Source organism: Pseudomonas sp. NPDC087804, from assembly GCF_044742965.1.
GTDB lineage: Bacteria > Pseudomonadota > Gammaproteobacteria > Pseudomonadales > Pseudomonadaceae > Aquipseudomonas > Aquipseudomonas rustica.
This window is the reverse complement of sequence record NZ_JBIUVN010000027.1, coordinates 9,870-32,132: the sequence shown is the minus strand read 5'-3', so window position 1 is coordinate 32,132 and position 22,263 is coordinate 9,870. Positions and strand designations below refer to the sequence as shown.

At 61.5% G+C, this 22,263-nt stretch carries 25 protein-coding genes; 17 read left to right on the top strand and 8 right to left on the bottom strand.

Translation table 11 applies throughout. The annotated features are described in order from the left end of the window. The first annotated feature begins 68 nt into the window (after positions 1-68). The 16 genes from ACIOMO_RS23345 (at position 69) to ACIOMO_RS23270 (ending at position 15,712) form a co-directional block, all read left to right on the top strand. Entirely contained in the window at positions 69-803 is a 735-nt protein-coding gene (locus ACIOMO_RS23345) for a glycosyltransferase family 2 protein (protein ID WP_401243829.1), read from the top strand. After that, entirely contained in the window at positions 800-1,747 is a 948-nt protein-coding gene (locus ACIOMO_RS23340; RefSeq protein ID WP_401243827.1) for a glycosyl transferase, read from the top strand. The genes ACIOMO_RS23345 and ACIOMO_RS23340 overlap by 4 nt, the downstream gene beginning before the upstream one ends. Next, entirely contained in the window at positions 1,728-3,272 is a 1,545-nt protein-coding gene (gene hutH / locus ACIOMO_RS23335; protein WP_401243825.1) for a histidine ammonia-lyase, read from the top strand. The genes ACIOMO_RS23340 and hutH overlap by 20 nt, the downstream gene beginning before the upstream one ends. Next, complete coding sequence (locus ACIOMO_RS23330; protein WP_016983876.1) at positions 3,265-3,690, top strand: thioesterase family protein; 426 nt, start codon at positions 3,265-3,267, stop codon at positions 3,688-3,690. The genes hutH and ACIOMO_RS23330 overlap by 8 nt, the downstream gene beginning before the upstream one ends. Beyond that, a complete protein-coding gene (locus tag ACIOMO_RS23325; RefSeq protein WP_401243823.1) occupies positions 3,687-4,289 on the top strand; it encodes an outer membrane lipoprotein carrier protein LolA in 603 nt (200 codons plus the stop codon). The genes ACIOMO_RS23330 and ACIOMO_RS23325 overlap by 4 nt, the downstream gene beginning before the upstream one ends. Continuing rightward, positions 4,273-6,612 (top strand): MMPL family transporter, encoded by a 2,340-nt coding sequence (locus ACIOMO_RS23320; protein ID WP_401243821.1) that lies wholly within the window; start codon positions 4,273-4,275, stop codon positions 6,610-6,612. Before ACIOMO_RS23325 ends, ACIOMO_RS23320 begins: the two co-directional genes overlap by 17 nt. Further along, positions 6,609-7,772 (top strand): sodium:proton antiporter, encoded by a 1,164-nt coding sequence (locus ACIOMO_RS23315; protein ID WP_401243819.1) that lies wholly within the window; start codon positions 6,609-6,611, stop codon positions 7,770-7,772. Before ACIOMO_RS23320 ends, ACIOMO_RS23315 begins: the two co-directional genes overlap by 4 nt. Beyond that, complete coding sequence (locus tag ACIOMO_RS23310; RefSeq protein WP_400752143.1) at positions 7,759-9,006, top strand: NAD(P)/FAD-dependent oxidoreductase; 1,248 nt, start codon at positions 7,759-7,761, stop codon at positions 9,004-9,006. Before ACIOMO_RS23315 ends, ACIOMO_RS23310 begins: the two co-directional genes overlap by 14 nt. Further along, positions 9,003-9,728, top strand: a complete 726-nt coding sequence (locus ACIOMO_RS23305) for a class I SAM-dependent methyltransferase (protein ID WP_401243817.1) — start codon at positions 9,003-9,005, stop codon at positions 9,726-9,728. The genes ACIOMO_RS23310 and ACIOMO_RS23305 overlap by 4 nt, the downstream gene beginning before the upstream one ends. Further along, on the top strand, positions 9,728-10,324 hold the full coding sequence (locus tag ACIOMO_RS23300) for a hypothetical protein (RefSeq protein ID WP_401243815.1): 597 nt from the start codon (positions 9,728-9,730) through the stop codon (positions 10,322-10,324). Before ACIOMO_RS23305 ends, ACIOMO_RS23300 begins: the two co-directional genes overlap by 1 nt. Next, entirely contained in the window at positions 10,321-11,517 is a 1,197-nt protein-coding gene (locus ACIOMO_RS23295; RefSeq protein WP_401243813.1) for a beta-ketoacyl-[acyl-carrier-protein] synthase family protein, read from the top strand. The genes ACIOMO_RS23300 and ACIOMO_RS23295 overlap by 4 nt, the downstream gene beginning before the upstream one ends. Then, entirely contained in the window at positions 11,514-11,978 is a 465-nt protein-coding gene (locus tag ACIOMO_RS23290) for a hotdog family protein (RefSeq protein WP_401243811.1), read from the top strand. The genes ACIOMO_RS23295 and ACIOMO_RS23290 overlap by 4 nt, the downstream gene beginning before the upstream one ends. Beyond that, entirely contained in the window at positions 11,971-12,699 is a 729-nt protein-coding gene (locus ACIOMO_RS23285; RefSeq protein WP_401243809.1) for a 3-ketoacyl-ACP reductase FabG2, read from the top strand. Before ACIOMO_RS23290 ends, ACIOMO_RS23285 begins: the two co-directional genes overlap by 8 nt. Beyond that, complete coding sequence (locus tag ACIOMO_RS23280) at positions 12,699-13,925, top strand: beta-ketoacyl-ACP synthase (RefSeq protein WP_159811643.1); 1,227 nt, start codon at positions 12,699-12,701, stop codon at positions 13,923-13,925. Before ACIOMO_RS23285 ends, ACIOMO_RS23280 begins: the two co-directional genes overlap by 1 nt. Before the next feature lie 25 nt (positions 13,926-13,950). Next, positions 13,951-14,754, top strand: coding sequence for a hypothetical protein (locus tag ACIOMO_RS23275; RefSeq protein ID WP_159811642.1), 804 nt, complete (start codon positions 13,951-13,953; stop codon positions 14,752-14,754). 520 nt (positions 14,755-15,274) lie between these two features. Further along, entirely contained in the window at positions 15,275-15,712 is a 438-nt protein-coding gene (locus ACIOMO_RS23270; protein ID WP_401243806.1) for an excinuclease, read from the top strand. 94 nt (positions 15,713-15,806) lie between these two features. Here ACIOMO_RS23270 and ACIOMO_RS23265 read toward each other — a convergent pair whose 3' ends face one another. Further along, a complete protein-coding gene (locus ACIOMO_RS23265) occupies positions 15,807-16,709 on the bottom strand; it encodes a LysR substrate-binding domain-containing protein (RefSeq protein WP_401243804.1) in 903 nt (300 codons plus the stop codon). A gap of 118 nt (positions 16,710-16,827) precedes the next feature. Between ACIOMO_RS23265 and ACIOMO_RS23260 the strand changes: the two genes are divergently transcribed. Further along, positions 16,828-18,105 (top strand): MFS transporter, encoded by a 1,278-nt coding sequence (locus ACIOMO_RS23260; protein ID WP_401243802.1) that lies wholly within the window; start codon positions 16,828-16,830, stop codon positions 18,103-18,105. On the opposite strand, the gene gspM is transcribed toward ACIOMO_RS23260, so the two are convergent. From gspM to gspG, 7 genes are read right to left on the bottom strand one after another with little or no spacing between them, the layout of a single operon-like run. Beyond that, positions 18,098-18,544, bottom strand: a complete 447-nt coding sequence (gene gspM / locus ACIOMO_RS23255; RefSeq protein WP_401243801.1) for a type II secretion system protein GspM — start codon at positions 18,542-18,544, stop codon at positions 18,098-18,100. The two genes, ACIOMO_RS23260 and gspM, sit on opposite strands and share 8 nt — an antisense overlap. Next, entirely contained in the window at positions 18,541-19,635 is a 1,095-nt protein-coding gene (gene gspL / locus ACIOMO_RS23250) for a type II secretion system protein GspL (RefSeq protein WP_401243799.1), read from the bottom strand. Before gspL ends, gspM begins: the two co-directional genes overlap by 4 nt. Then, a complete protein-coding gene (locus ACIOMO_RS23245; RefSeq protein WP_401243797.1) occupies positions 19,632-20,480 on the bottom strand; it encodes a general secretion pathway protein GspK in 849 nt (282 codons plus the stop codon). The genes gspL and ACIOMO_RS23245 overlap by 4 nt, the downstream gene beginning before the upstream one ends. Next, complete coding sequence (locus ACIOMO_RS23240) at positions 20,477-20,968, bottom strand: prepilin-type N-terminal cleavage/methylation domain-containing protein (RefSeq protein ID WP_401243795.1); 492 nt, start codon at positions 20,966-20,968, stop codon at positions 20,477-20,479. The genes ACIOMO_RS23245 and ACIOMO_RS23240 overlap by 4 nt, the downstream gene beginning before the upstream one ends. After that, positions 20,961-21,344: a type II secretion system minor pseudopilin GspI gene (gene gspI, locus ACIOMO_RS23235; protein ID WP_401243793.1), complete on the bottom strand. Its 384-nt coding sequence runs from the start codon at positions 21,342-21,344 to the stop codon at positions 20,961-20,963. Before gspI ends, ACIOMO_RS23240 begins: the two co-directional genes overlap by 8 nt. Next, complete coding sequence (gene gspH / locus ACIOMO_RS23230) at positions 21,337-21,804, bottom strand: type II secretion system minor pseudopilin GspH (protein WP_401243791.1); 468 nt, start codon at positions 21,802-21,804, stop codon at positions 21,337-21,339. The genes gspI and gspH overlap by 8 nt, the downstream gene beginning before the upstream one ends. Then, entirely contained in the window at positions 21,804-22,262 is a 459-nt protein-coding gene (gspG, locus tag ACIOMO_RS23225; RefSeq protein ID WP_401243789.1) for a type II secretion system major pseudopilin GspG, read from the bottom strand. The genes gspH and gspG overlap by 1 nt, the downstream gene beginning before the upstream one ends. Position 22,263 lies beyond the last annotated feature (1 nt).

Here is a 22,263-nt window from a genome sequence, read left to right as displayed (position 1 = left end):
GTGCTGCGCACTCAATCGCGAGCAGGCTCGCTCCTACAGGGATCGCGGTTTTCCAATGGAGAACTGTTATGCATAACCCTTGCGCCGTGATCCCGGTTTATAACCACGAATCTGCGATAGGCACCGTGGTCGATGCTCTGCTTGCGCAAGATCTGCCATGCATTCTGGTCGACGACGCCAGCAAGCCCTCCTGCGCAAAAGTCCTCGATGCTCTGGCCGAACGCGACAACGTGCATCTGGTGCGCCTGACCGCTAACCAAGGCAAGGGCGGTGCGGTGATGACCGGTCTGCGTGAAGCCGCGCTGCTGAGTTTCACCCATGCCTTGCAGGTCGACGCCGACGGCCAGCACGACTTGCACGACGTCGCCCGCTTCGTTGAAGAATCCCGCGCACATCCCAACGCCATGATCTGCGGCTATCCACTGTTCGACGAAAGCGTGCCCAAGGGCCGGTTGTACGCGCGCTACCTGACCCACGTCATGGTGTGGATCAATACGCTGTCGCTGCAAATCCGCGACTCGATGTGCGGCTTTCGCGTCTATCCGCTGACCCCGACGCTGGCGGTGATCGACTCAAGAAAAGTCGGCAAACGCATGGATTTCGACTCGGATATTCTCGTCCGCCTGGCCTGGCGGAATCAGCCGATGCGTTGGCTGCAAACCAGCGTGCATTACCCGCTGGACGGCGTGTCGCACTTCCGCCTGTTCCACGACAACGCGCTGATTTCGAGCATGCACACACGGCTGTTCTTCGGCATGTTGCTGCGCTTTCCCGTGATCCTCTGGCGACGGTGGCGCGCATGACCGGCGAAACCGACAAGAAGCACTGGGCCGACCGCGAAGAACGCGGCAGCTTCCTGCTGATGAAACTCACCGCGTTCGCCGCCAAAGTCCTCGGTCGACGCCTGCTCAGCCCGTTGCTCTACGGCATCGTTTTGTACTTTTTCCTGTTCGGTCGCACCGCGCGGCGCAGTGCCTGGCAATTCCAGCAACGTCTGGCCGAGTGGAGCCAGCGCGATGACTTGCGCCCGAGCCACTGGCGCGTGTTCAGTCAGTTCATGGCGTTCGCCGACTCCATGCTCGACAAACTCGACGTGTGGAACGGCAAGCTCAGCATTGAACAGATCGAAATCATCGACCCGGCCCTGCTGCGCACGCAGTTGCGTGGCACTCGCGGGCAACTGCTGGTTGGCGCGCATCTGGGCAATCTCGAAGTCTGCCGCGCACTGGCGGAGATCGGCGAAAAGGTCACCATGAACGTGCTGGTGCACACCAAGCACGCCGAGCAATTCAACCGTTTGCTCGGTGAGGCTGGAGCGACCAATCTGCGCCTGATTCAGGTCAGCGAACTCGACCCGGTGATCATGCTGCAACTGCACGAACGTCTTGAGCGCGGCGAGTGGCTGGCGATTGCCGGCGACCGCGTGCCGCTGCACGGCGGGCGCAGCGTGACCGTGGATTTTCTCGGTCACCCGGCGCCGTTTCCGCAAGGCCCGTGGCTGCTGGCCGGCCTGCTGAAATGCCCGGTCAATCTGCTGATGTGCCTGAAACAAGCGGACGGTCACTATCGCCTGACCCTCGAACCGTTCGCCGACGCGGTAACGTGGAAGCGCAGCGAGCGCGAGCAGGTCATTCATCAGTGGGCCACCCGCTATGCCCAGCGCCTGAGTCACTATTGCCTCGAAGCACCGCGCCAATGGTTCAACTTTTACCCTTTCTGGAAGACCGATGACGACGCCAACCCATGAGCCGGTAACCTTCGGCGAACGCCCTTTGCGCATCGAAGACGTGCTGGCCCTGGCCAATCGTCAGGCGCCCGTGCAGTTGCAGAGCGACGCCGAGTATCGCGAGCGCATCGCCAAAGGCGCGCGATTCCTCGATTCGCTGCTGGACAAGGAAGGCGTGATTTACGGCGTGACCACCGGTTACGGTGATTCCTGCGTGGTCGCGGTGCCGCTGCATCACGTCGAAGCGTTGCCGCGTCACCTCTACACCTTTCACGGTTGCGGCCTCGGCAAACTGCTCGACGCGCAAGCCACCCGCGCGGTGTTGGCGGCGCGTTTGCAGTCGTTGTGTCACGGCGTTTCCGGGGTGCGCGTGGAACTGCTCGAGCGTCTGCACGCGTTCCTCGAATACGACATCCTGCCGCTGATTCCTGAAGAAGGTTCGGTCGGCGCCAGCGGCGATCTGACCCCTCTGTCCTACGTTGCCGCGACACTTTCCGGCGAGCGTGAAGTGATGTTCCGTGGCGAACGCCGCCAGGCTGCCGATGTGCATCGCGAACTCGGCTGGACACCTTTGGTGCTGCGCCCGAAAGAAGCCTTGGCGCTGATGAACGGCACCGCCGTGATGACCGGCCTCGCCTGCCTCGCCTTCGCCCGCGCCGATTATCTGCTGAAACTGGCTACACGCATCACCGCGCTCAATGTCGTCGCGTTGCAGGGCAATCCCGAGCATTTTGACGAACGTCTGTTCGCCGCCAAACCGCATCCGGGACAAATGCAGGTTGCCGCGTGGTTGCGCAAGGATCTGGCGATCGACGCACCGACCGCGCCACTGCATCGCTTGCAGGATCGCTACTCGCTGCGCTGCGCCCCGCACGTGCTCGGCGTGTTGGCCGACAGCCTGAACTGGCTGCGGTCGTTCATTGAAATCGAACTGAACAGCGCCAACGACAACCCGATCATCGACGCCGAAGCCGAGCGCGTTTTGCACGGCGGGCACTTCTACGGCGGCCACATCGCGTTCGCCATGGACAGCCTGAAAAACCTCGTGGCCAACGTCGCCGACCTGCTCGACCGGCAACTCGCGCTGTTGGTCGACGAGCGCTACAACCACGGTTTGCCGAGCAACCTGTCCGGCGCGCCGGCAGATCGCGCGATGATCAACCACGGCTTCAAAGCCGTGCAGATCGGCACCAGCGCCTGGACTGCCGAAGCGCTGAAAAACACCATGCCGGCCAGCGTGTTCTCGCGTTCCACTGAGTGCCATAACCAAGACAAAGTGAGCATGGGCACCATCGCCGCCCGCGATGCGATTCGCGTGCTGGAGCTGACCGAACAAGTCGCCGCCGCCACCCTGCTCGCCGCCAATCAAGGCGTGTGGCTACGCGGTCAGGCCGAAGACGCACGACCGCTGCCACCGTCGCTGGCGGCAATGCACGAAGAGTTGGCCAAAGACTTCCCGCCGGTCATCGAGGATCGTGCGCTGGAAGGCGAACTGCGCCTGTGCCTGCAACGCATCGCCGCTCAACACTGGAGGCTGCATGCGTAGCGCCGGAGTGCTTCACGCCGACACCGAAATCCTCGTGCCGTTTTTTGACGTCGACACCATGCACGTGGTTTGGCACGGGCATTACGTCAAGTATCTGGAAGTCGCGCGCTGTGCGCTGCTGGACAAAATCGGCCACAACTACACGCACATGGTCGAGTCCGGTTTCGCCTGGCCGATTATCGACCTGCAACTGCGCTACGTGCGCGGCGCGGTGTTTGGTCAGCGCCTGAATGTGCGCGCCAGTCTGGTCGAATGGGAAAACCGTCTGAAGATCAATTACCTGATCACCGACCTGCACAGCGGCGAACGCCTGACCCGCGCCAGCTCGGTGCAGGTCGCCGTCGAAGTCAGCAGCCGCGAAATGCAGCTGGCTTCACCGAAAGTCTTCACCGACGCCGTGGAAAGGATGCTGCGATGAATGTTTTTGTGAAAAGCCTGAGCGTAATGGCGCTGCTGACCATGTCAGCGCTGGCCAACGCCTTCGACCTGCAACAACTCAGCGCACAACTGGCGAAACCGGACGTGATCCACGGCCAGTTCATTCAGGAAAAACACCTGCGCGCCCTGCCGCAACCGCTGATCAGCAAAGGCAGTTTTGTGCTGGCGAAGAATCACGGCCTGCTCTGGCTACTGAAAACCCCGCTGCAGCAGGACTACCGCATCACCGCCAACGGCATCGCTCGCCGCGACGATAATGGCTGGCAAATGCTGCCGAACAAGAGCGCCGGGGCCGATCAGAACCGGCTGTTTCTCGCGGTGCTGCAAGGTGACAGCAGCGGCCTGCAACGGGATTTCGAACTGGCCCTGAGCGGCGACGCGCAGCAGTGGAAACTGTCACTGACCCCGCGTTCGCTGCTGCTCAAGCAAGTGTTCAAACAGATCAACATCGACGGCGGCGCCTTGGTGCAATCCATCGAACTGCTGGAAACCCAGGGCGACAGCACCGTGCTGCGCATGCAGGACAGCAGCGCCGCCCAACCGCTGAGCGACACGGAGCAACATGACTTTGCCGAGTGAACGCAGGCTGCCCTGGCTGTTTCTGATGCTGCTGCTGGTAGTCGTTGCGCTGGCCGGTTGGCAGTGGCGCGACGGTGCGCCGCTGTCGGCAAACCTGATGGAGCTGGTGCCCGGCACTAACCCGGACGCCCTCGAACTGCGCGCCGAACAGCGCATGCAGGAGCCCTTGAATCGCGAAATGCTGGTGCTGGTCGGCCACGCCGATCGCCAGCAAGCGGTCAACATGGCGCAGAAGCTCGGCGAGCAATGGCAGGCCAGCGGTCTGTTCGAGAAAGTGCAGTGGAACCTGCAAGCGGATCTGCCGGCGCTGCGCACGCAGTTGCTGCAAGGACGCCTGGCGATGCTCTCGGCGGACGATCAGCAACTGCTCACCGAACATCCCGATGTGTTTATTCATCAGCGGGTGCAGGCGCTGTTCGATCCGTTCAGCGGTTTCAGCCTGGTGCCGAGTCCGGACGATTGGCTGGGCCTGACCGGACGTATCCAGAACAGCCAGCCGCAACACGGTTCGGTGCAACTCGACATCGGCAGCGGCGCGTTGATTGCCGATGCCGACGGCAAGAGCTGGGTGCTGCTGCGCGCGCGCACCACTGGCGATGCTTTTGACATGAACCTGCCGCTGAAAGTCGCGGATCTGCTGCAGCACAGCCGTGAACAAGCGGCGACAAATGACGTGCAATTACTGGCCGCCAGCGGTCTGCTTTACGCGGCCAACGGTCAGCAACAAGCGACGCGCGAAATGACCTGGGTTGGCGGCGGTGCAACGGTCGGCATTCTGCTGTTGCTGCTGCTGGCGTTTCGTCGCTGGCGAGTGCTGCTGGCATTTGTGCCGGTGTTGGTCGGCATGCTTTTCGGGGCTGTCGCGTGCGTGGCGCTGTTCGGTCATATGCATGTGATGACGCTGGTGCTCGGCTCCAGTCTGATCGGCGTGGCGGTGGATTATCCGCTGCACTACCTGTCGAAGAGCTGGAGCCTGAAGCCGTGGCGCAGTTGGCCGGCCTTGCGCCTGACCCTGTCCGGGCTGACCTTGAGCCTGATCACCAGCGCCATCGGTTATCTCGCGCTGGCGTGGACGCCATTCCCGGCGCTGACGCAAATCGCTGTGTTCTCCGCGGCCGGGTTGCTCGGTGCTTATCTGTCAGCGGTGTGCCTGCTGCCGGCGCTGCTCAACAACCTCGAGTTACGCCCGGCGCAGTGGCCGCTGACGCTCGCTGAGCGCTTGATCACGCTGCGGGAAAAACTCCTCGAATGCGTGCGCACGCCAGTGCTGTTGGCGCTGTTGATCGCCTTCTGTGTTGGCGGTCTGGTGCAGCTGCAAAGCAAGAACGACATTCGCCAATGGGTCGGCGCGCCGCAGCGTCTGACCGATGAGGCGCAGACCATCGCGCGCATCACCGGTTATCAGCCGACCAGCCAGTTTTTCCTCGTACGCGCCGCCAATCAGCAGCAATTGCTCGAGCGACAGGCAGCGCTGAGCGAGCGTCTGGAGCAACTGGTCAACCTCGACAAGCTGCAAGGCTATCTGGCCCTCGATCAACTGGTCAGCCCGCCGAGCGAGCAGGAAAAAGTCCGCCAGGCGCTGAACCAACTGCCGCAATACTGGCAGCCGCTGCTCGACCTCGGCGTGCCGCTCGCTGCGCTGCAAAGCGAACTGCAACAACTGCAAACCGTGCCGGCCGAAGACATCGACACCGCCCTAGCCGGCCCGCTCGGCGAACCTTATCGCACGCTCTGGCTCGGCCCGACCGAAGACGGCGTGGCGGCGATGACCAGCCTGCAAGGCCTGAACAATCCGGCACTGTTGCGCGTGCAGGCGCTGGATCTGCCGGGGGTGCAACTGGTCGATCGCCTCGGTGAATTGAACGACGTTTTCGCCGCCACGCAGATCAGCGCCGCGGAGCTGAAACTCGCCTCCTGCGCATTGATCGTGCTGGTGCTGATGCTGCCGTTCGGCCTCGGCGGTGCGCTGCGCATCGTCGCCCTGCCCTTGCTCGCGGCGCTGTGCAGTCTGGCCAGTCTTGGCTGGCTCGGTCAGCCGCTGACCCTGTTCAGCCTGTTCGGCCTGTTGCTGGTGACGGCGATCAGCGTCGATTACGCGATCCTTATGCGTGAACAGGTTGGCGGCGCCGCAGTGAGCCTGCTCGGCACCTTGCTGGCAGCGCTGACGACGTGGCTGTCGTTCGGTTTGCTCGCGGTCTCCAGCACCCCGGCGGTGAGCAATTTCGGTTTGTCGGTCAGCCTTGGGCTGGCCTTCAGTTTCATGCTCGCACCGTGGGCCGGGCGTCACGCCCACACGGCAACCGTCGCGGAGTCGGCAGCGTGATGGTCGTCGGCTTTTGGCTGCTGGCCTTGGCGCTGTTCGCCGTGGCCACCCGTGTCGGTCGATATTTCGGCCTGATCCCGATTGTCAGCCAGTTGCTGCTGGCGAGCTTCGGCCTGCCGCTGCTGATGTACTTCTGGATCGAACCGGGCTGGCAACTGAGCGGTGCGGAACTGATCGCGCCGGAGTGGCTGAAAAACCTCTACAGCCTGAGTTTTGCCTTGCTGCTCGGGCATATCCTCAGCGATGTGATCGATCTGAAACTGGATCGCCAGAGCGTGAAAATCGCCCTGCCGAGTTTTCTCGTGCCATTCGTCTGCGGGCTGGCGGCGGCTTATTGGTTGCTGCCGACGCAACCGTGGCTCAACTCGCTGGCGATCGGCCTGGTGTTCGCAATTACTGCGATTCCGGTGCTGTACCTGTACTTGCGCCATATCGATTACCCGCCCGCCGCCACTCGGCGTCTGGTGCAAACCGCGATCCTCATCGATCTGACTTGCTGGACACTGTTCGGCCTCGCCCAAGGCAGTCTGCATTTGAGCAGTCTTTTGCTGCCGCTGGGGCTCGCTGGTGTGCCGTTGGTGCTGCGCCTGTTCGGCGTGCGCCGACCGTTGACCTACAGCCTTGGTTTCTTCGCGCTGCTGGTGATGGCCGAGCATTACAAACTCAACGCGCTGATTTTCGGCATCGGTTATTTGCTGTGCATGGCGGCGCTGAAAATCCCGTTGGTGCTGCCGTTGCCGGCGCGCTGGATGAACCGTTTGCAGACGTGGATCGCGATCCCGCTGATCCTCACCTTTGGCATTGTGCAGATCGACGTGCACAGCGCCCTCGCCAGCCTCGGCCCGCTGCAATGGGCGGCGCTGCTGCTGTTGCCGATTGCCAGTAAACTGCTCGGCAACTGGCTCGGCCTCGGCTGGGCCGGCGCCTCGTTTGAAGGCGCCAGCCGCTGGCGTGAAAGCGTACTGCTGAACATTCGCGGCCTGAGCGAGATCGTCTTTCTCAATTTGCTCTTGCAACAACAGCTCATCACCCCGGCGCTGTACTTCGCGCTGATGCTGATGGGCCTGATGGCGACGCTGCTGCCGGCGCTGATCGGCCTGCACCGTGCACCGCTGGACATCAAAAACCACCTGCCCCGGAGTCCACGTGCCAATCGTTGAAATGGAATCCCGTCAGGTCGTGATCATCGGCGCCGGCCCGTCCGGCGCCATCGCTGCTGCCCTGCTCAAACGCCAGGGCCACGATGTGCTGGTGATCGAACGCCAGCACTTTCCGCGTTTCTCCATCGGCGAAAGCCTGCTGTGCCACTGCCTCGATTTTGTCGAAGAAGCGGGCATGCTTGATGCGGTAAATGCCGCCGGATTTCAGCGTAAAAACGGCGCTGCTTTCGCGTGGGGCGAGCGCTACAGCGCTTTCGACTTTGGCGACACCTTTACCAACGGCAAGCCCACCACGTTCCAGGTGCAGCGCGCCGACTTTGACAAGTTGCTGGCCGACCAAGCCGCGCTGCAAGGTGTGGAAATCCGTTACGGCGATGCCATCGTCAGTGTCGATTTCGACCGGCCGAAACCGCAACTCGACGTGCGTCGCGAGGACGGCCGTGAATACCGCGTCGAAGCGGATTTCGTCCTTGATGCCAGCGGCTATGGCCGTGTCCTGTCGCGACTGCTGGATCTGGAAGCTCCGTCGAATTTTCCGGTGCGCCAAGCGGTGTTCACCCACGTCGAAGATCACATCGACAACCCGGCCTTCGACCGCGAAAAAATCCTCGTCACCACCCATCCCGAACATCGCGATGTCTGGTTCTGGACGATCCCGTTCAGCAACGGCCGCTGCTCGGTGGGCGTGGTCGCGGCCGAAGCACACTTCAAGGGCCGTGACAGCGATCTCGACGCCTGCCTGCGCAGCTTCATCGCTGAAACCCCAAGCCTTGCCGGCGTGCTGAACAACGCCGTATGGGACACCCCGGCGCGCACCCTCGGCGGCTACGCGGCGAATGTGAAAACCCTGCACGGGCCGGGTTTTGCCTTGCTCGGCAATGCCGCCGAATTTCTCGACCCGGTGTTCTCTTCCGGCGTGACCATCGCCATGCGTTCGGCGAGCATGGCCGCCGCCGTGCTGCACCGTCAGTTGCAAGGTGAAGCGGTCGATTGGCAACGCGAGTTCGCCGAACCGCTGAAACGCGGCGTCGATACGTTCCGCTGCTACGTTGAGGGCTGGTACGCCGGCACCTTTCAGGACGTGATTTTTTATGAAGACAGCCAGGCCGACATCCGCCGCATGATCAGCTCGATCCTCGCCGGTTACGCCTGGGACGAACGCAACCCGTTCGTCAGTGAAGCCCGCCGCCGCTTGAAGATGATTTCCGAACTCTGTGCAAAGGACGCCACATGAATTACTTGAGCGACAGCTACGTCGAGGAAACCCGCTTCGGTTTCTGGTTCCTGCGCAGCCACACCTGGCAGCACCATGTGTTGCGCGTGGCGATCAATGATTTGCGCGGACTGTTCAGCGAAGCGCTGCCGGAGCATCCGGTGCTGCTCGACGCCGGTTGCGGTCAGGGCAAGTCGTTCGGCCACCTGCGCCAGACCTTCGCGCCGCAGCGTTTGATCGGTGTTGACGCCGATCCGCACAGCCTGGAGTTGAGCGGCGAAGAAGCTGCGCGTCTGGGCCTCGATGTTGAGCTGATCGGCAGCGATTGCGCGACGCTGAATGTGCCGGACGCGAGTGTTGATCTGCTGTTCTGTCATCAGACCTTTCATCATCTGGTTGAACAGGAAAAAGCGCTGGCCGAGTTTTATCGCGTGTTGAAACCGGGCGGTTATCTGCTATTTGCCGAATCGACCGAGGCTTACATTGATACCTGGGTGATTCGCTGGCTGTTCCGCCATCCGATGCATGTGCAGAAGAGTGCGGCGCAGTATTTAGAGATGATTCGCGGGCAAGGGTTTGAGTTTGCCGAGCGCAATGTGTCGTACCCGTATTTGTGGTGGAGCCGGTCGAAGGATTTTGGCTTGCTGGAGCGGTTTGGGGTGCTCAAACCGAAACCGTTCGGGCAGCGTGAAGAGACGTTGGTGAACGTTGTTGCGCGTAAGCCATTGGCAGAGGCTTCCTGATGTACCCCATTACCTGTAGGAGTGAGCCTGCTCGCGATAGCGGTGGGTCAGCTAACCTTTATTTTGAATGTATGACCGCTATCGCGAGCAGGCTCACTCCTACAGTTTCCGCAGTGCTGCGGATGGTGATGGTCGGCGCAATATTTTTGTTAAGCGGTTGCGCCAGCCAGGCGCCGCTGCCGGCGGGCAACCCGACGTTGCCGCTGCCGTTGCAACTGCACATCGAGCGCCAGCAAGCCGAGCAACGCCAGGACTGGCTGCTGGTGATCCAGCGCGAAGGCCCGGGTATTCGCTGGTCGATGATGGATCCGCTGGGTATTCCCCAGGCGCGTCAGCAATTGATCGACGGTCGCTGGCAGGCCGATGGTCTGCTGCCGCCGAACCCGGAGGCCCGCGAGCTGTTCGCCGCGCTATTGTTCGCCCTGACCCCGTCCGCCGAGCTGCTGCGCAATTACCCTTCTGCCCAACAGCAGACCGGGCAACGTTCCCTGCCAGCGCGCTGGGACATCCGTTATTCACAACCGTTGAGCTTCGAATTGAACCTGCCCCAAGGCCCGCACTATCGCGTTTCTCCGCTCGGTGAATCGACGCCATGACCGCTTACCTGAATGCCCTCGGCGTGATTTGCGCGCTGGGTCGCGACAAGGCCGAAGTCGCGCGCAACCTGTTCGCCGGCGACTGCTCGGGCATGCGCCGCGAATCCGGCTGGGTGGCGGAGCGTGAATTGCCGGTGGCCGCTGTACACGGTGAATTGGCGCCGATCCCGCCAGCACTTGCCGATCAAAGCAGCCGCAACAATCAGTTGTTGCTGGAAGCGGCGCTACAGATTCGCGATGACATCGATCAAGCGATCCAGACCTACGGCCGCGACCGCATCGGTGTGGTGCTCGGCACCAGCACCTCGGGCATCGACGAGGCCAGCCGTGGCCTGGCGCACTACATTCGCGAGCAGCAGTTCCCGGCCGAATACGATTACCGTCAGCAGGAACTCGGCGCGCCAGCGAATTTCCTCGCCGACTGGCTGCAACTGAGCGGCCCGGCGTACGTGATTTCCACCGCTTGCACCTCCAGTGCCCGCGCCTTGATGAGCGCCCAGCGTCTGCTTGATCTGGGCTTGTGCGACGCGGTGTTGTGCGGCGGCGTCGACAGTTTGTGCAAGCTGACGTTGAACGGTTTTTCGTCGCTGGAAGCAGTGTCGGACGAACGCTGCAATCCGTTCTCGGCCAACCGCAACGGCATCAATATCGGCGAAGCAGCGGTGTTGTTCGTCATGAGCAAACAGGCTCACGACGGCCCGTCGATCGCCCTGCTCGGCGCCGGTGCCAGCTCGGACGCGCACCATATTTCCGCGCCGGAGCCGAGCGGTCGCGGCGCTCTGCAAGCGATGCAGAAAGCCCTGAGCCGCGCGCATTTGCAAACCTCGCAAATCAGCTATCTGAACCTGCACGGCACCGCCACCCAACACAACGACGCCATGGAAAGTCTGGCCGTCGCCACGCTTTTTCCCGAAGGCGTCGCCTGTTCGTCGACCAAACCGATGACCGGCCACACCCTCGGCGCGGCCGGTGCGCTGGAAGCGGCGTTTTGCTGGCTGAGCCTGAGCGCCAACAACCCTGATCACGCGTTGCCGCCGCACGTCTGGGACGGTCATGCCGATCCCGCGCTGCCAGCGCTGAAGTGGGTGACCGCCAGCGAACGCCTGACGTCCATTGCTCCCCGCTACCTGATGAGCAATTCGTTTGCCTTCGGCGGCAACAACGTCAGCCTGATTCTCGGAGACGCCCCATGACCGACTGGCCGCTCGCCGAACTGCTGCCCCATGCCGGCGACATGATTCTGATCGACGCCATTGAGTGCTTCGACGATGAACAGATTTTTACCCGCCTGACGGTGAAGTCCGAAGGCCTGTTCAACCTGCCCAACGGCAGCCTGCCGGCGTGGGTCGGCGTCGAACTGATGGCGCAAAGCGTCGCCGCGTTTGCCGGTTGCCACGCGCGACAAAAAGGTAATCCGGTGGAGCTGGGTTTTCTGCTCGGCACACGCAAATTCGAGTGCAATGTCGAAGCGTTTCCTGCCGGTACCGAGCTGTCCATTCATGGCCTGCGCTCGCTGGAAGACGACAACGGCATGGGCGTTTTCGAATGCCATATCCACGGCGACGGCATCCATGCCAGCGCCCGGCTCAACGTGTTCCGCCCGCCCGAAGCCACTCAATATCTGCAACAGACAAAGGAGTCGAACGATGACTGAATTCGTACTGGTCACCGGCTCCAGCCGTGGCATCGGCCGCGCCATTGCCTTGCGCCTCGCGCAGGCCGGGCACGACATCGTCTTGCATTGCCGCAGCGGCGTGACCGAGGCGCAAGGCGTTCAAGCTGAAATCGAAGCGCTGGGCCGTAAGGCGCGCATCCTGCAATTCGACGTCGCCGACCGCGAAACCTGCAAAGCCATTCTCGAAGCCGACGTCGAAACCCACGGTGCCTATTACGGCGTGGTGCTGAATGCCGGCCTGACCCGCGACGGCGCGTTCCCGGCGCTGAGCGATGATGATTGGGACGTGGTGCTGCGCACCAACCTCGACGGTTTCTACAACGTTCTGCACCCGGTGATGATGCCGATGATCCGCCGCCGCGCCGCCGGTCGCATTGTCTGCATCACCTCGGTGTCGGGGCTGATCGGCAACCGTGGCCAGGTCAATTACAGCGCTTCCAAGGCTGGCGTGATCGGCGCTGCAAAGGCGTTGGCGATCGAGCTGGGCAAGCGCAAAATCACCGTTAACTGTGTCGCGCCGGGCCTGATCGATACGGCGATGCTCGACGAAAACGTGCCGCTGGAAGAACTGATGAAAATGATCCCCGCGCAACGCATGGGCACCCCTGAAGAGGTGGCCAGTGCGGTGAATTTCCTGATGTCGGCGGAAGCCTCGTACATCACCCGCCAGGTGCTGGCGGTCAACGGAGGCTTGTGCTGATGAAGCGCGTCGTCGTCACCGGCATGGCCGGCATCACTTCGCTGGGCAGCGACTGGCAGACCATCGCCGGTAATTTCGCGGCCAACCGCAGCGGCATTCGCCGGATGGACGAGTGGGATCGCTTCAGCGAACTCAACACGCGTCTGGCCGGGCCAATCGATGATTTCGTTGTGCCGGCGCACTGGACGCGCAAGCAGCTGCGCAGCATGGGCCGGGTTTCGCGACTGGCGGTCGGCGCGGCGGAAAAAGCCTTGGCCGATGCCGGCCTGCTCGGCGACGCAATGATCAAGGACGGCCGGATGGGCGTCGCTTGCGGCTCGTCGACCGGCAGCACCGACGAGATCAAAGCATTCGGCAACATGCTGCTCAACTCGGTGGCCGAGGGCCTTAACGCCAACTCCTACGTGCGGATGATGCCGCACACCACCGCCGCGAATATCAGCATCTTCTTCGGCCTCACCGGGCGCCTGATCCCGACGTCCAGCGCCTGCACCAGCGGCAGCCAGGGCATCGGTTATGCCTACGAGGCGATCAAGTTTGGCCGTTTGCCGCTGATGCTTGCCGGCGGTGCCGAAGAACTTTGCCCGACCGAAGCGATGGTCTTCGACGCGCTCTACGCCACCAGCCTGAAAAACGACGCACCGCAGACCAGTCCGCGCCCGTATGACAAGGGCCGCGACGGTCTGGTGATCGGCGAGGGCGGCGGCATGCTGGTGCTTGAGGAACTGGAACACGCCCTCGCACGCGGTGCGCACATCCACGCCGAGATCGTCGGTTTCGGCAGCAACGCCGACGGCCAGCACACCACCCGCCCCGAGCAAGTGACCATGCGCCGCGCCATGGAGCTGGCGCTGGAAGACGCCGGGCTGACACCGGACGCCATCGGTTATGTAAATGGTCACGGTACCGCTACAGAACAGGGCGACATTGCCGAAACAATAGCGACCAGCAGTTTGTTCGGCGAACGCATGCCGATCAGCTCGCAGAAAAGCTTCCTCGGTCACACGCTGGGGGCCTGCGGGGCGCTGGAGTCGTGGTTCAGCATCGAAATGCTCAACCGCGACCAGTACGTGCACACGCTCAACCTCGACGAGGTCGATCCGCACTGCGGCAAGCTCGATTACCTGCGCGGCGAATTCCGCCAGATGCACCACGAGTTCGTGATGAACAACAATTTCGCTTTTGGTGGCGTCAACACCTCGTTGATTTTCCGCCGCTGGCACTGACCGCAATACGTTTGGAGTAAAGGGAATGACTCAGTTTCACCGCATCGCCGCACTGCTGGCCCTGGCCTTTGTGCTCGGCGGTTGCACCAGCAAACCGGTGTACAACGCTAAAGAAGAGTTTTCGCCGAACCTCGGTTTCACCCAGCAACAGATGAGCCGCGCCATTGTCACCGCGCTGAACGATCGTCAGTGGGTCGTGCAATCGGTGCGCCCGGGCATGATCAAAGCGGCGATCACCGTACGCGGTCGCCATCACGCCGAAGTCGATATCCCGTTCACCCCGACCTCGTTCGAAATCGACTACCGCAGCAGCTACGGCCTCGACGCCAAGGACGGCAAGATCCACGGCAACTACAACCGCTGGGTCAACCGTCTGCGCGACAACGTGCTCAAAGAGCTGTCGATCAACCCGGACATCGAAGCGGTCAACAATCTCGGCATCATCAAACAAGGCGCTGACGAACCGACTTACCTGAGCTTTCGCGAAGGCGTCAAACGCGCCACCGACGCCGGCCTGCTCGACGGCAGCGTCAAGTTCTACCTCGCTGGCGAAACCCTGCCCAAGCAAGTGCGAAAACTCGACACCGTGAGCAGCAGCCGCAAAACCAACGGCTCAAACAAATCCGACGAAGATGCCTGCTTCTGGGCCCTGCAATCGGCACTGGCCACCCTGCAGAACGCCGCGAAAAAAGCCGACGCCAACGCGGTGATCAACATCGCCAGCGTGGATCAGCGGGATCTGTACAAAGACACCGAGAAGTTTCAGTGCCGTGCGGGGATGGTGGTGTCGAGCGTGGCGTTGAGGGGTGACCTTGCTCACGTCGACTGACTGAGTGAGTGGCTCAGTGGCTCAGTGGCTGAACGGCTGGGTGGCTGAATGAATGCAGTCCTGTGGTGAGGGGATTTATCCCCGATGGGTCGCTAGCGGCCCAAAAACCTGAGAACTCGGAGCATCAGACATACCGAATTCACTGGTTTGGGGACTGCTTTGCAGTCCATCGGGGATAAATCCCCTCGCCACAGGGGTGCACTTTCACAAACAGGTGGACTCCCTCAATGGCTGGTTGCCCAGAGAAAGTCCTTGAGTATTACTCGACTGTGGCGAGGGAGCTCCCGCTCGGCTCCGCAGCAGTCGCAAAACCTGCTGACGCGGACTAACTGAAAAACCGCGAGCGCAGGATTCAGGGCCACTTCGTGCCCCAGCGGGAGCAAGCTCCCTCGCCACAAGGGGCACAGCGCTCCTTCAGCATCTACACTCGTTCTCGCAGGCCTTCGCATCGCGCCTGCCAGAACGGCGGGCCCGGTCGGTCGAGCACTCGCGGTTCTCTTTCATCGTCAAGGAGATGACCATGCAAGTGAAAGCCATGATCGCCGCCGCGCTTTTCGGCCTGCTGCCCAGCGCCAGCCATGCCACCAACCTCATGTACATGCCGTTCGAAACCGTGCTTTCGGATGCGATTCGCGCCGGGCGGCTGGATGGCAGTGTGAAGTTTTATCTGGTCGGTAATGGGCCGCAGGGCACTCAGCAGTTGCTGCGCCGGGGTGTGGTCAGTGATTTGAGCACCAACGGTTTCAACAAGAGTGATCACGATTCCTGCGAGTGGGTGTTGCAGTCGAATCTGATCAAGCTGCAGGCCGATGCCAAGCGGGTCGGGGCGAATGCGGTGACCAATATCGTCAGTAATTACGACCAGCATGTGCGCAAGGATTTGAATACTTATGAGTGTCGGGCGGGGATTTTTGTGACGCGGGTGGCGTTGAAGGGGGATTTGGTGCGGTTGCCCTGACAAATCTGGTGTTTGAGCGGACGCCATCGCGGGCAAGCCTTGCTCCTACAAAATCTGTAGGAGCAGAGCTTGCTCGCGAAGAGGCCGGCAGCCATCACCCATTCAATGGCTCAACCTTACGCGTCAGCAGTTCAACAAACGCCTTGGCCATCGGCGACTTCTGATCCTTGCGCTGCACCAGCCACACCGCCGTCACCGCTTCCGGATCGAGCAACGGCCGATAGACCACGCCGTCAATGCGCATGCGCTGGTACGACGCCGGCATCACCGACACGCCCAACCCCGCCGCCACCAGGCCGATGATGGTCATCGCCTCACCCGCCTCCTGCGCAAAATGCGGGCTGAACCCCGCGTCACGCGCCAGGCTCAATAACTGCGCATACAAACCACTGCCGTAACTGCGCGGAAAGAACACAAACGGCTCCTGCGCCAATGCGGCCAAAAACAAACCCTCCTCCGAGCCCTGCGCCAGTGGATGCTTTGAACTGAGCACCGCGACCAATGGTTCGCGCATCAACTCGACCACGCTCAGCGAATCCGGCAATCCGAGCGGGCGCATGATGCCGACTTCAATCGACTCATCGACCAACGCATCGGCAACCATCGTGCTGCTCATCTCGCGCAGGTTCAGGTGCACTGCCGGAAAACGCTGCCGAAAGGAAAAGATCGCCTGCGGAATCGTCGAGTTGAACGGTGCCGACGAGGTGAAGCCAATCTTCAATTCGCCCAGTTCACCGAGTTGTGCACGTCGGGCAACATCCGCTGCCTTATCGACCTGCGCCAGCACCAACCGCGCCTCTTCGAGAAACAATCTCCCAGCCTCACTCAGCTCGACCCGACGATTGGTACGTTCGAACAACCGCGCGCCGACTTCCTGTTCCAGCGCCTGAATCTGCTGACTCAGCGGCGGCTGCGAGATGCCCAACACCTGTGCGGCGCGGCCAAAGTGCAGTTCTTCGGCGACGGCGATGAAGTAGCGCAGATGACGCAATTCCATGAAAACCCCATTAGGTCGTAAAAGCTATCAAACAGGTCGAACAATATATTGGATAGAAACATTAGCCAGCTATATGATTTTTTCATTGCCTGCCTGGCCGTGCCCTCCGAGGTCTGAAGTGAAAACTGCTGTCGCGCCCCTTGCCCATGAAGTCCCGCCTGCTGCTGCAGCCGACGATGTCGTCGCCGAGCTGCAAGAGATCTACATCGAAAAAGGCACGCCGATGTTCATGCGCACGGTGCTGGCGCTGTTCAGCGGCGGCTTCGCGACCTTTGCGCTGTTGTATTGCGTGCAGCCGATGATGCCGCTGCTGTCCCACGAATATTCGATCAACGCCGCGCAGAGCAGCCTGATCCTTTCGGTCGCCACCGGCATGCTCGCCATCGGTCTGCTGATCACCGGGCCGATTTCTGATCGGGTCGGGCGCAAACCGGTGATGGTGACTGCGCTTTTCGCCGCAGCGATTTGCACCATGGCCAGTGCAATGATGCCGAGTTGGGAAGGCGTGCTGATCATGCGCGCGCTGATCGGCCTGTCGCTGAGTGGCCTGGCGGCGGTGGCAATGACTTATCTGAGTGAAGAGATTCACCCGCAGCACATCGGCCTGGCGATGGGTTTGTACATCGGCGGCAACGCGATTGGCGGGATGAGCGGGCGCTTGATCACCGGCGTGTTGATCGACTTCGTCAGCTGGCACACGGCGATGCTGGTGATCGGCGGTCTGGCGATGATTGCCGCAGCGGTGTTCTGGAAGATTCTTCCGGAGTCGCGCAATTTTCGCTCGCGCTCGCTGCACCCGCGCAGCCTGCTCGACGGTTTCACCATGCACTTTCGCGACGCTGGTCTGCCGCTGCTGTTTCTCGAAGCGTTCGTGTTGATGGGCGCGTTTGTCACGCTGTTCAACTACATCGGTTATCGCTTGCTGGCGGCGCCGTACAGCCTTGATCAAGTCTTTGTGGGTTTGCTCTCGGTGGTGTACCTGTCGGGCATCTACAGCTCGGCGAAAATCGGTTCGCTGGCCGACAAACTTGGCCGTCGCAAAGTGCTCTGGGCGACCATTGCGCTGATGTTCGTCGGCCTCGCGTTGACCCTGTTCACGCCGTTGCCGCTGGTGATTGTCGGCATGCTGATTTTCACTTTCGGTTTCTTCGGTGCGCACTCGGTGGCCAGCAGCTGGATCGGCCGCCGCGCGCTCAAAGCCAAAGGCCAGGCGTCGTCGCTGTACCTGTTCAGCTACTACGCCGGCTCGAGCATCGCAGGTACTGCGGGCGGCGTGTTCTGGCACCTTGGTGGCTGGAACGGCATCGGGTTGTTCATCGGCGCGCTATTGCTGATCGCGCTGTTGGTGGCATTGAAACTGGCGAAACTGCCGCCCCTGACTGGCGCGACTATCTGAGCTGTAGCCGCGCTTCCAGCAGATTGTCGCGCGGCTCCAGGCTCAGCGATTGCACCACCACGCCGTCACGTTCAAGCCTGTCCAGCCAGAGCAACAATGGCTCGGGCGGGCCGCTAAGGGTCAGACGGATCTGCTCGTTATCGCTGTCCATTTGCTGCACCTCAAGCCCGGTCGAGTTGAGGCTTTCGCTGATCCTTAACGACAACGGCTGAGTCGCGTCGAACGCCGAACTGCTTGGTGGTTGGGCGCGATCCAATTGAATTGCAAAAGCCTGTTGCTGACGATGTTGGCGCTCGAGCGCTTCCAGCCGTTCCACGTTCGGCTGCCAGATCCAGATGAACACCGCACCACCCAGCAACCCCGCCATCAGCAGCAGGATCAACCCACGCTCACGGCGCGACAAACGCCGCCAACGCTGAACATAATCATCAGACTTCATACGCCCGCCTCCCACGTCAGCGTCGCCGTCACCCGATCGCCTATCTTGCTCGCGCCATCAATCTTGATCGCCAGACCTTGCTGACGCCCGCGTTCACGCAACTGCTCAAGCTCGGCAAAACTGTTGGCCGTCAGTTGCACTTTCCAGCCATCGACCTCGGCAAAATCGATGCGCTTGACCTCGACCTGACTCGCGCCAATCACCTGCTCGATCAACCTGACCAGCGCCGCAACCTGAGTGTCGCGAGACTGCGCTGGCAAACCCTGAATCGCCCGCATCTGCACGGTCAGATCGACGATTTGCCCGTGCTGTGGATACAGCGTTTTGAAGCGCAGTTCATTGTGCTCGGCGAGGCGCCGGGTTTCGCCGTCAAGGAAACGGAACCGCGTTTCGCTGGCGCCTACGCCCAGCAACAAAAAGGTCAGCAGCACCGCCGCCAGCGAACGCCAAGGCAACGGCGAATGCCGTGGCGCAAACTCACCATGACGCAGATTGATCGCTTGTCGAAAACCTTCCGCCAGCAATGCCTGTTCATCCGGCTCATCGACCCAGACCATGTCCTCGGGCAACACACCTTTCAGCGCGGCCAAACCCTCGTCCGTGACTGCGAGCCGCGCCGGCAACGCCCCGCCCAGCAACCAGCGTCCGAACCAGCGGGTGCCGATCGGCTGATCCGTGGGCAACAAGTCGGCATCGACAAACACCGAGCGCACTTGCAGACCACTTTCACCGAGCAGCGACAACACCGCGGCCAGGCGCTCACGAGCGATGACCATCAGCGGATAACGTCGCTCTGCGTCCACTTTACCAACGCTCAAATGCACAGTGTCGAGCGCTTCGCCAAGCTGTTCCTCCACAGCAAATGCCAGCGCCTGCGCGGCGGGCGCACGGCGCCCGGGCCAAGGTTCGCTGCGCAGCCAACTGCAGGATTCGATGGGCAGCAGCAGGTCGATTTTTTGTCCGCGCAGTACTTGTGCGGCTTGATGCAGCGGCATCGATTGACGTTCGCCGGTGTGCGACCACAGGCAACATGGCCAGTCAGACGACAGGTCTGCAAGCCCTTCGGCGGTCAGGTAAAGCCAGTTTTTCATTGCGTTATCTCGAGGCCGCGGGAGGAAAGTAAACGACGTCGCAGGACTTTCAGCTGGGCGGTTTTTACGACGAACTCGACGTCAGTGCTCAGCGTCAGCACGTGCTGGTCTTGCACCACGCGCACGGTGATGCGATGCCAGCGACTGTCGACGCCGAGACCATGGGTATTGATTCCGGTATCGGCGATTAACGGGTCGGCGCTGAAGGCTTGAACGCTGTGCCATGAGGTTGTCGAACGCTGGTGAACGAGGGCGTCAGTTATGTCCGGTTCGATCTCAAGCACGTGCAGCAACAGCGCCGGTACCGTGTTGATATTCAGCGCTGCATCCGTGGGCAGCAGCGAAACCCATGGTTCTAGGCGTCGTAGCGTTGCCGCATCGAAACCCGGCAGCAGTCGCAATTGGCTCACCTCGGATAACAATCCGACCTGACTGGGTCGCAGCGCGGGCAGCTCCAGCAATTCGAGCAACCGCGTCCAGCGCTTAAGCGTCACCACATCAATCTGCCCCTGATGCAGCAATGCATTGAGATTGAAACGCGCCGACAGGTCTTCGATCTGCACCTCGACTTGCGCCTCTTCGCTACCCAGTTCAGGAATGATTTGCGGCCAGTCGCGGAGCATCTCGGCGTGGTTCTGCTGTTCAACAAAAGCCTTGTGCAAACGCCGTAGCGCCCAGATTTCTCCGCCCACCGCCAACTGACGCAAATGCAAGGTTTGCAGCTGTTGCGCGCTGCTCTGCAAGGCCAGTCGATGACTGCGCAATAGGCCGCTGGTGATCAGCAAAGCGAGGCTCAACACCAGCATCACACTGATCAGCGCCAACCCCTGTTGCCGGTGTTTCATGGCAAGGCTCCCGGCAACAGCAGCACCCGGCGAATGCCCTCATAGCGTCGGGTCGAGAGCTGAAACTCCATCGCAGAATCATCAAGCAGCCGCCAGCGCAGATCGACGACTTCCTCCAGCAACTTCTGCCGCTGCATCGTCAGCGAGCCCTCGGCACGGCTCTCACGCCACAACACGTCGCCGAGCAAGCGATACGTCAGCTCCTGACGTTCGCTGCGCGGTTGATCCAGTGGATTGCGCCAGTTGCTGCGCTGCACGCTCAGTTGCCCGGCGTTCAAGACCAGTGGCTGCTCGGTGATGTGCAGCAGATCGCGTTCGATCACCGCCACCGCGCGTTGCAGACTTCTGAAAGCGCGCTCATGACTCGCCGTCGTCTGCTGCACGCGCACCACGCTGTCGAACAGGCGCCAACTGGCGAGACCGAGTACGGCGAAAATCGCCATCGCGATCACCAGTTCCAGCAAGGTGAATCCGCGCTGGTTATTCATGGCGGCCTTGCAACCGCGCAATCGTGCGATACAACGGTTGATCGCTGTCGGCGAGACTGACTTCCAGTTCCACCGTGAACAGCCCCGATACATCGCCCTCGCGCAGATGCTGACGTAACCGCCATTCGCGGCGATCCATGTGCACGATCTGTTGCTGTTGTCCGGCGACCCACGTGTGTTGCAGGCGCAATTCGTTCAAATGGTTATCCGCCAGCCACGCGGCAAACAACCGTTGCTCAGCCGCACCACTCTGCTGCACCACGTAACGGCTTGCCGAAAGAATCGCTGCTGCGAGTACGGCGAAAACCGTCAGCGCGACCATGACTTCCAGCAGCGTGAAACCTCGCATGCGCTTGATCAGCGGTCGGTCACTCATCAAGCGAGACCTCGCTCAAACCGTCCGAAGACAGACCCGCCCAAACCCGCTCACGGCTTACCAACTTCAAAGTAAACGCGCTGATTTCATCGCTGCTCAGAATCAACAATTGCGGCATTTCTGCGCTGCTCGCCAAGCGTACCGGCAGGCCTTCCAAGGCAAGTCGCGGCTGCAGCTCCGGCGGCCATGTTTGCAAAGCCATTAAAGGCGACCAACCCCGCTCGCCAAGCTGCAGAACGCGATAACCCTCCTGGCTAAACCCCACACCAAACTCGCGCCCTTCCAGCACCGCCCGTTCGCGAAACTGCTCGATCACCCGCGCAATCCGGCTCGCCTCCTGCCGCGCCACTTGCGCCGGATTGCTGCCGCCCACCAGGCTGACCAAACCCAGCAGCACGCCGATCAGCACCATGACCACCATCAACTCCAGCAAGGTGAAACCCCGGCAGCGCTGGCGCATCAATCGATGGTCCAGTTGCCGATATCGGCAGCGTGGCCGTCACCGCCGCTGACGCCATCGGAGCCCAGCGAATACAAGTCATAACCGCCACCCACCGCACGGGTGCCGGGGTTGAGGTATTGATACGGCGTGCCCCACGGATCGCGCGCCAGACTTTTCAGATATCCCGCAGGATTCCAGTTGCGCGCCGCCGGGGTGCCGCTCGGGCGTTTCACCAACGCTTCCAGCCCCTGCTGCGTGGTCGGATACCGCGCGTTGTCGAGGCGATACATCTCCAGCGCCGTGGCGATCGCCTGAATGTCGATCTTCGCCGCGGTGGTTTTCGCCTGATCCGGCCGGCTCATGAATTGCGGCACAACAATCGCGCCGAGGATGCCGATGATCACCACCACGACCATGATTTCGATCAGGGTAAAACCGCGCTGCGCGGTCGCTGTTTTTCTGTGCAGAAGAGCCATG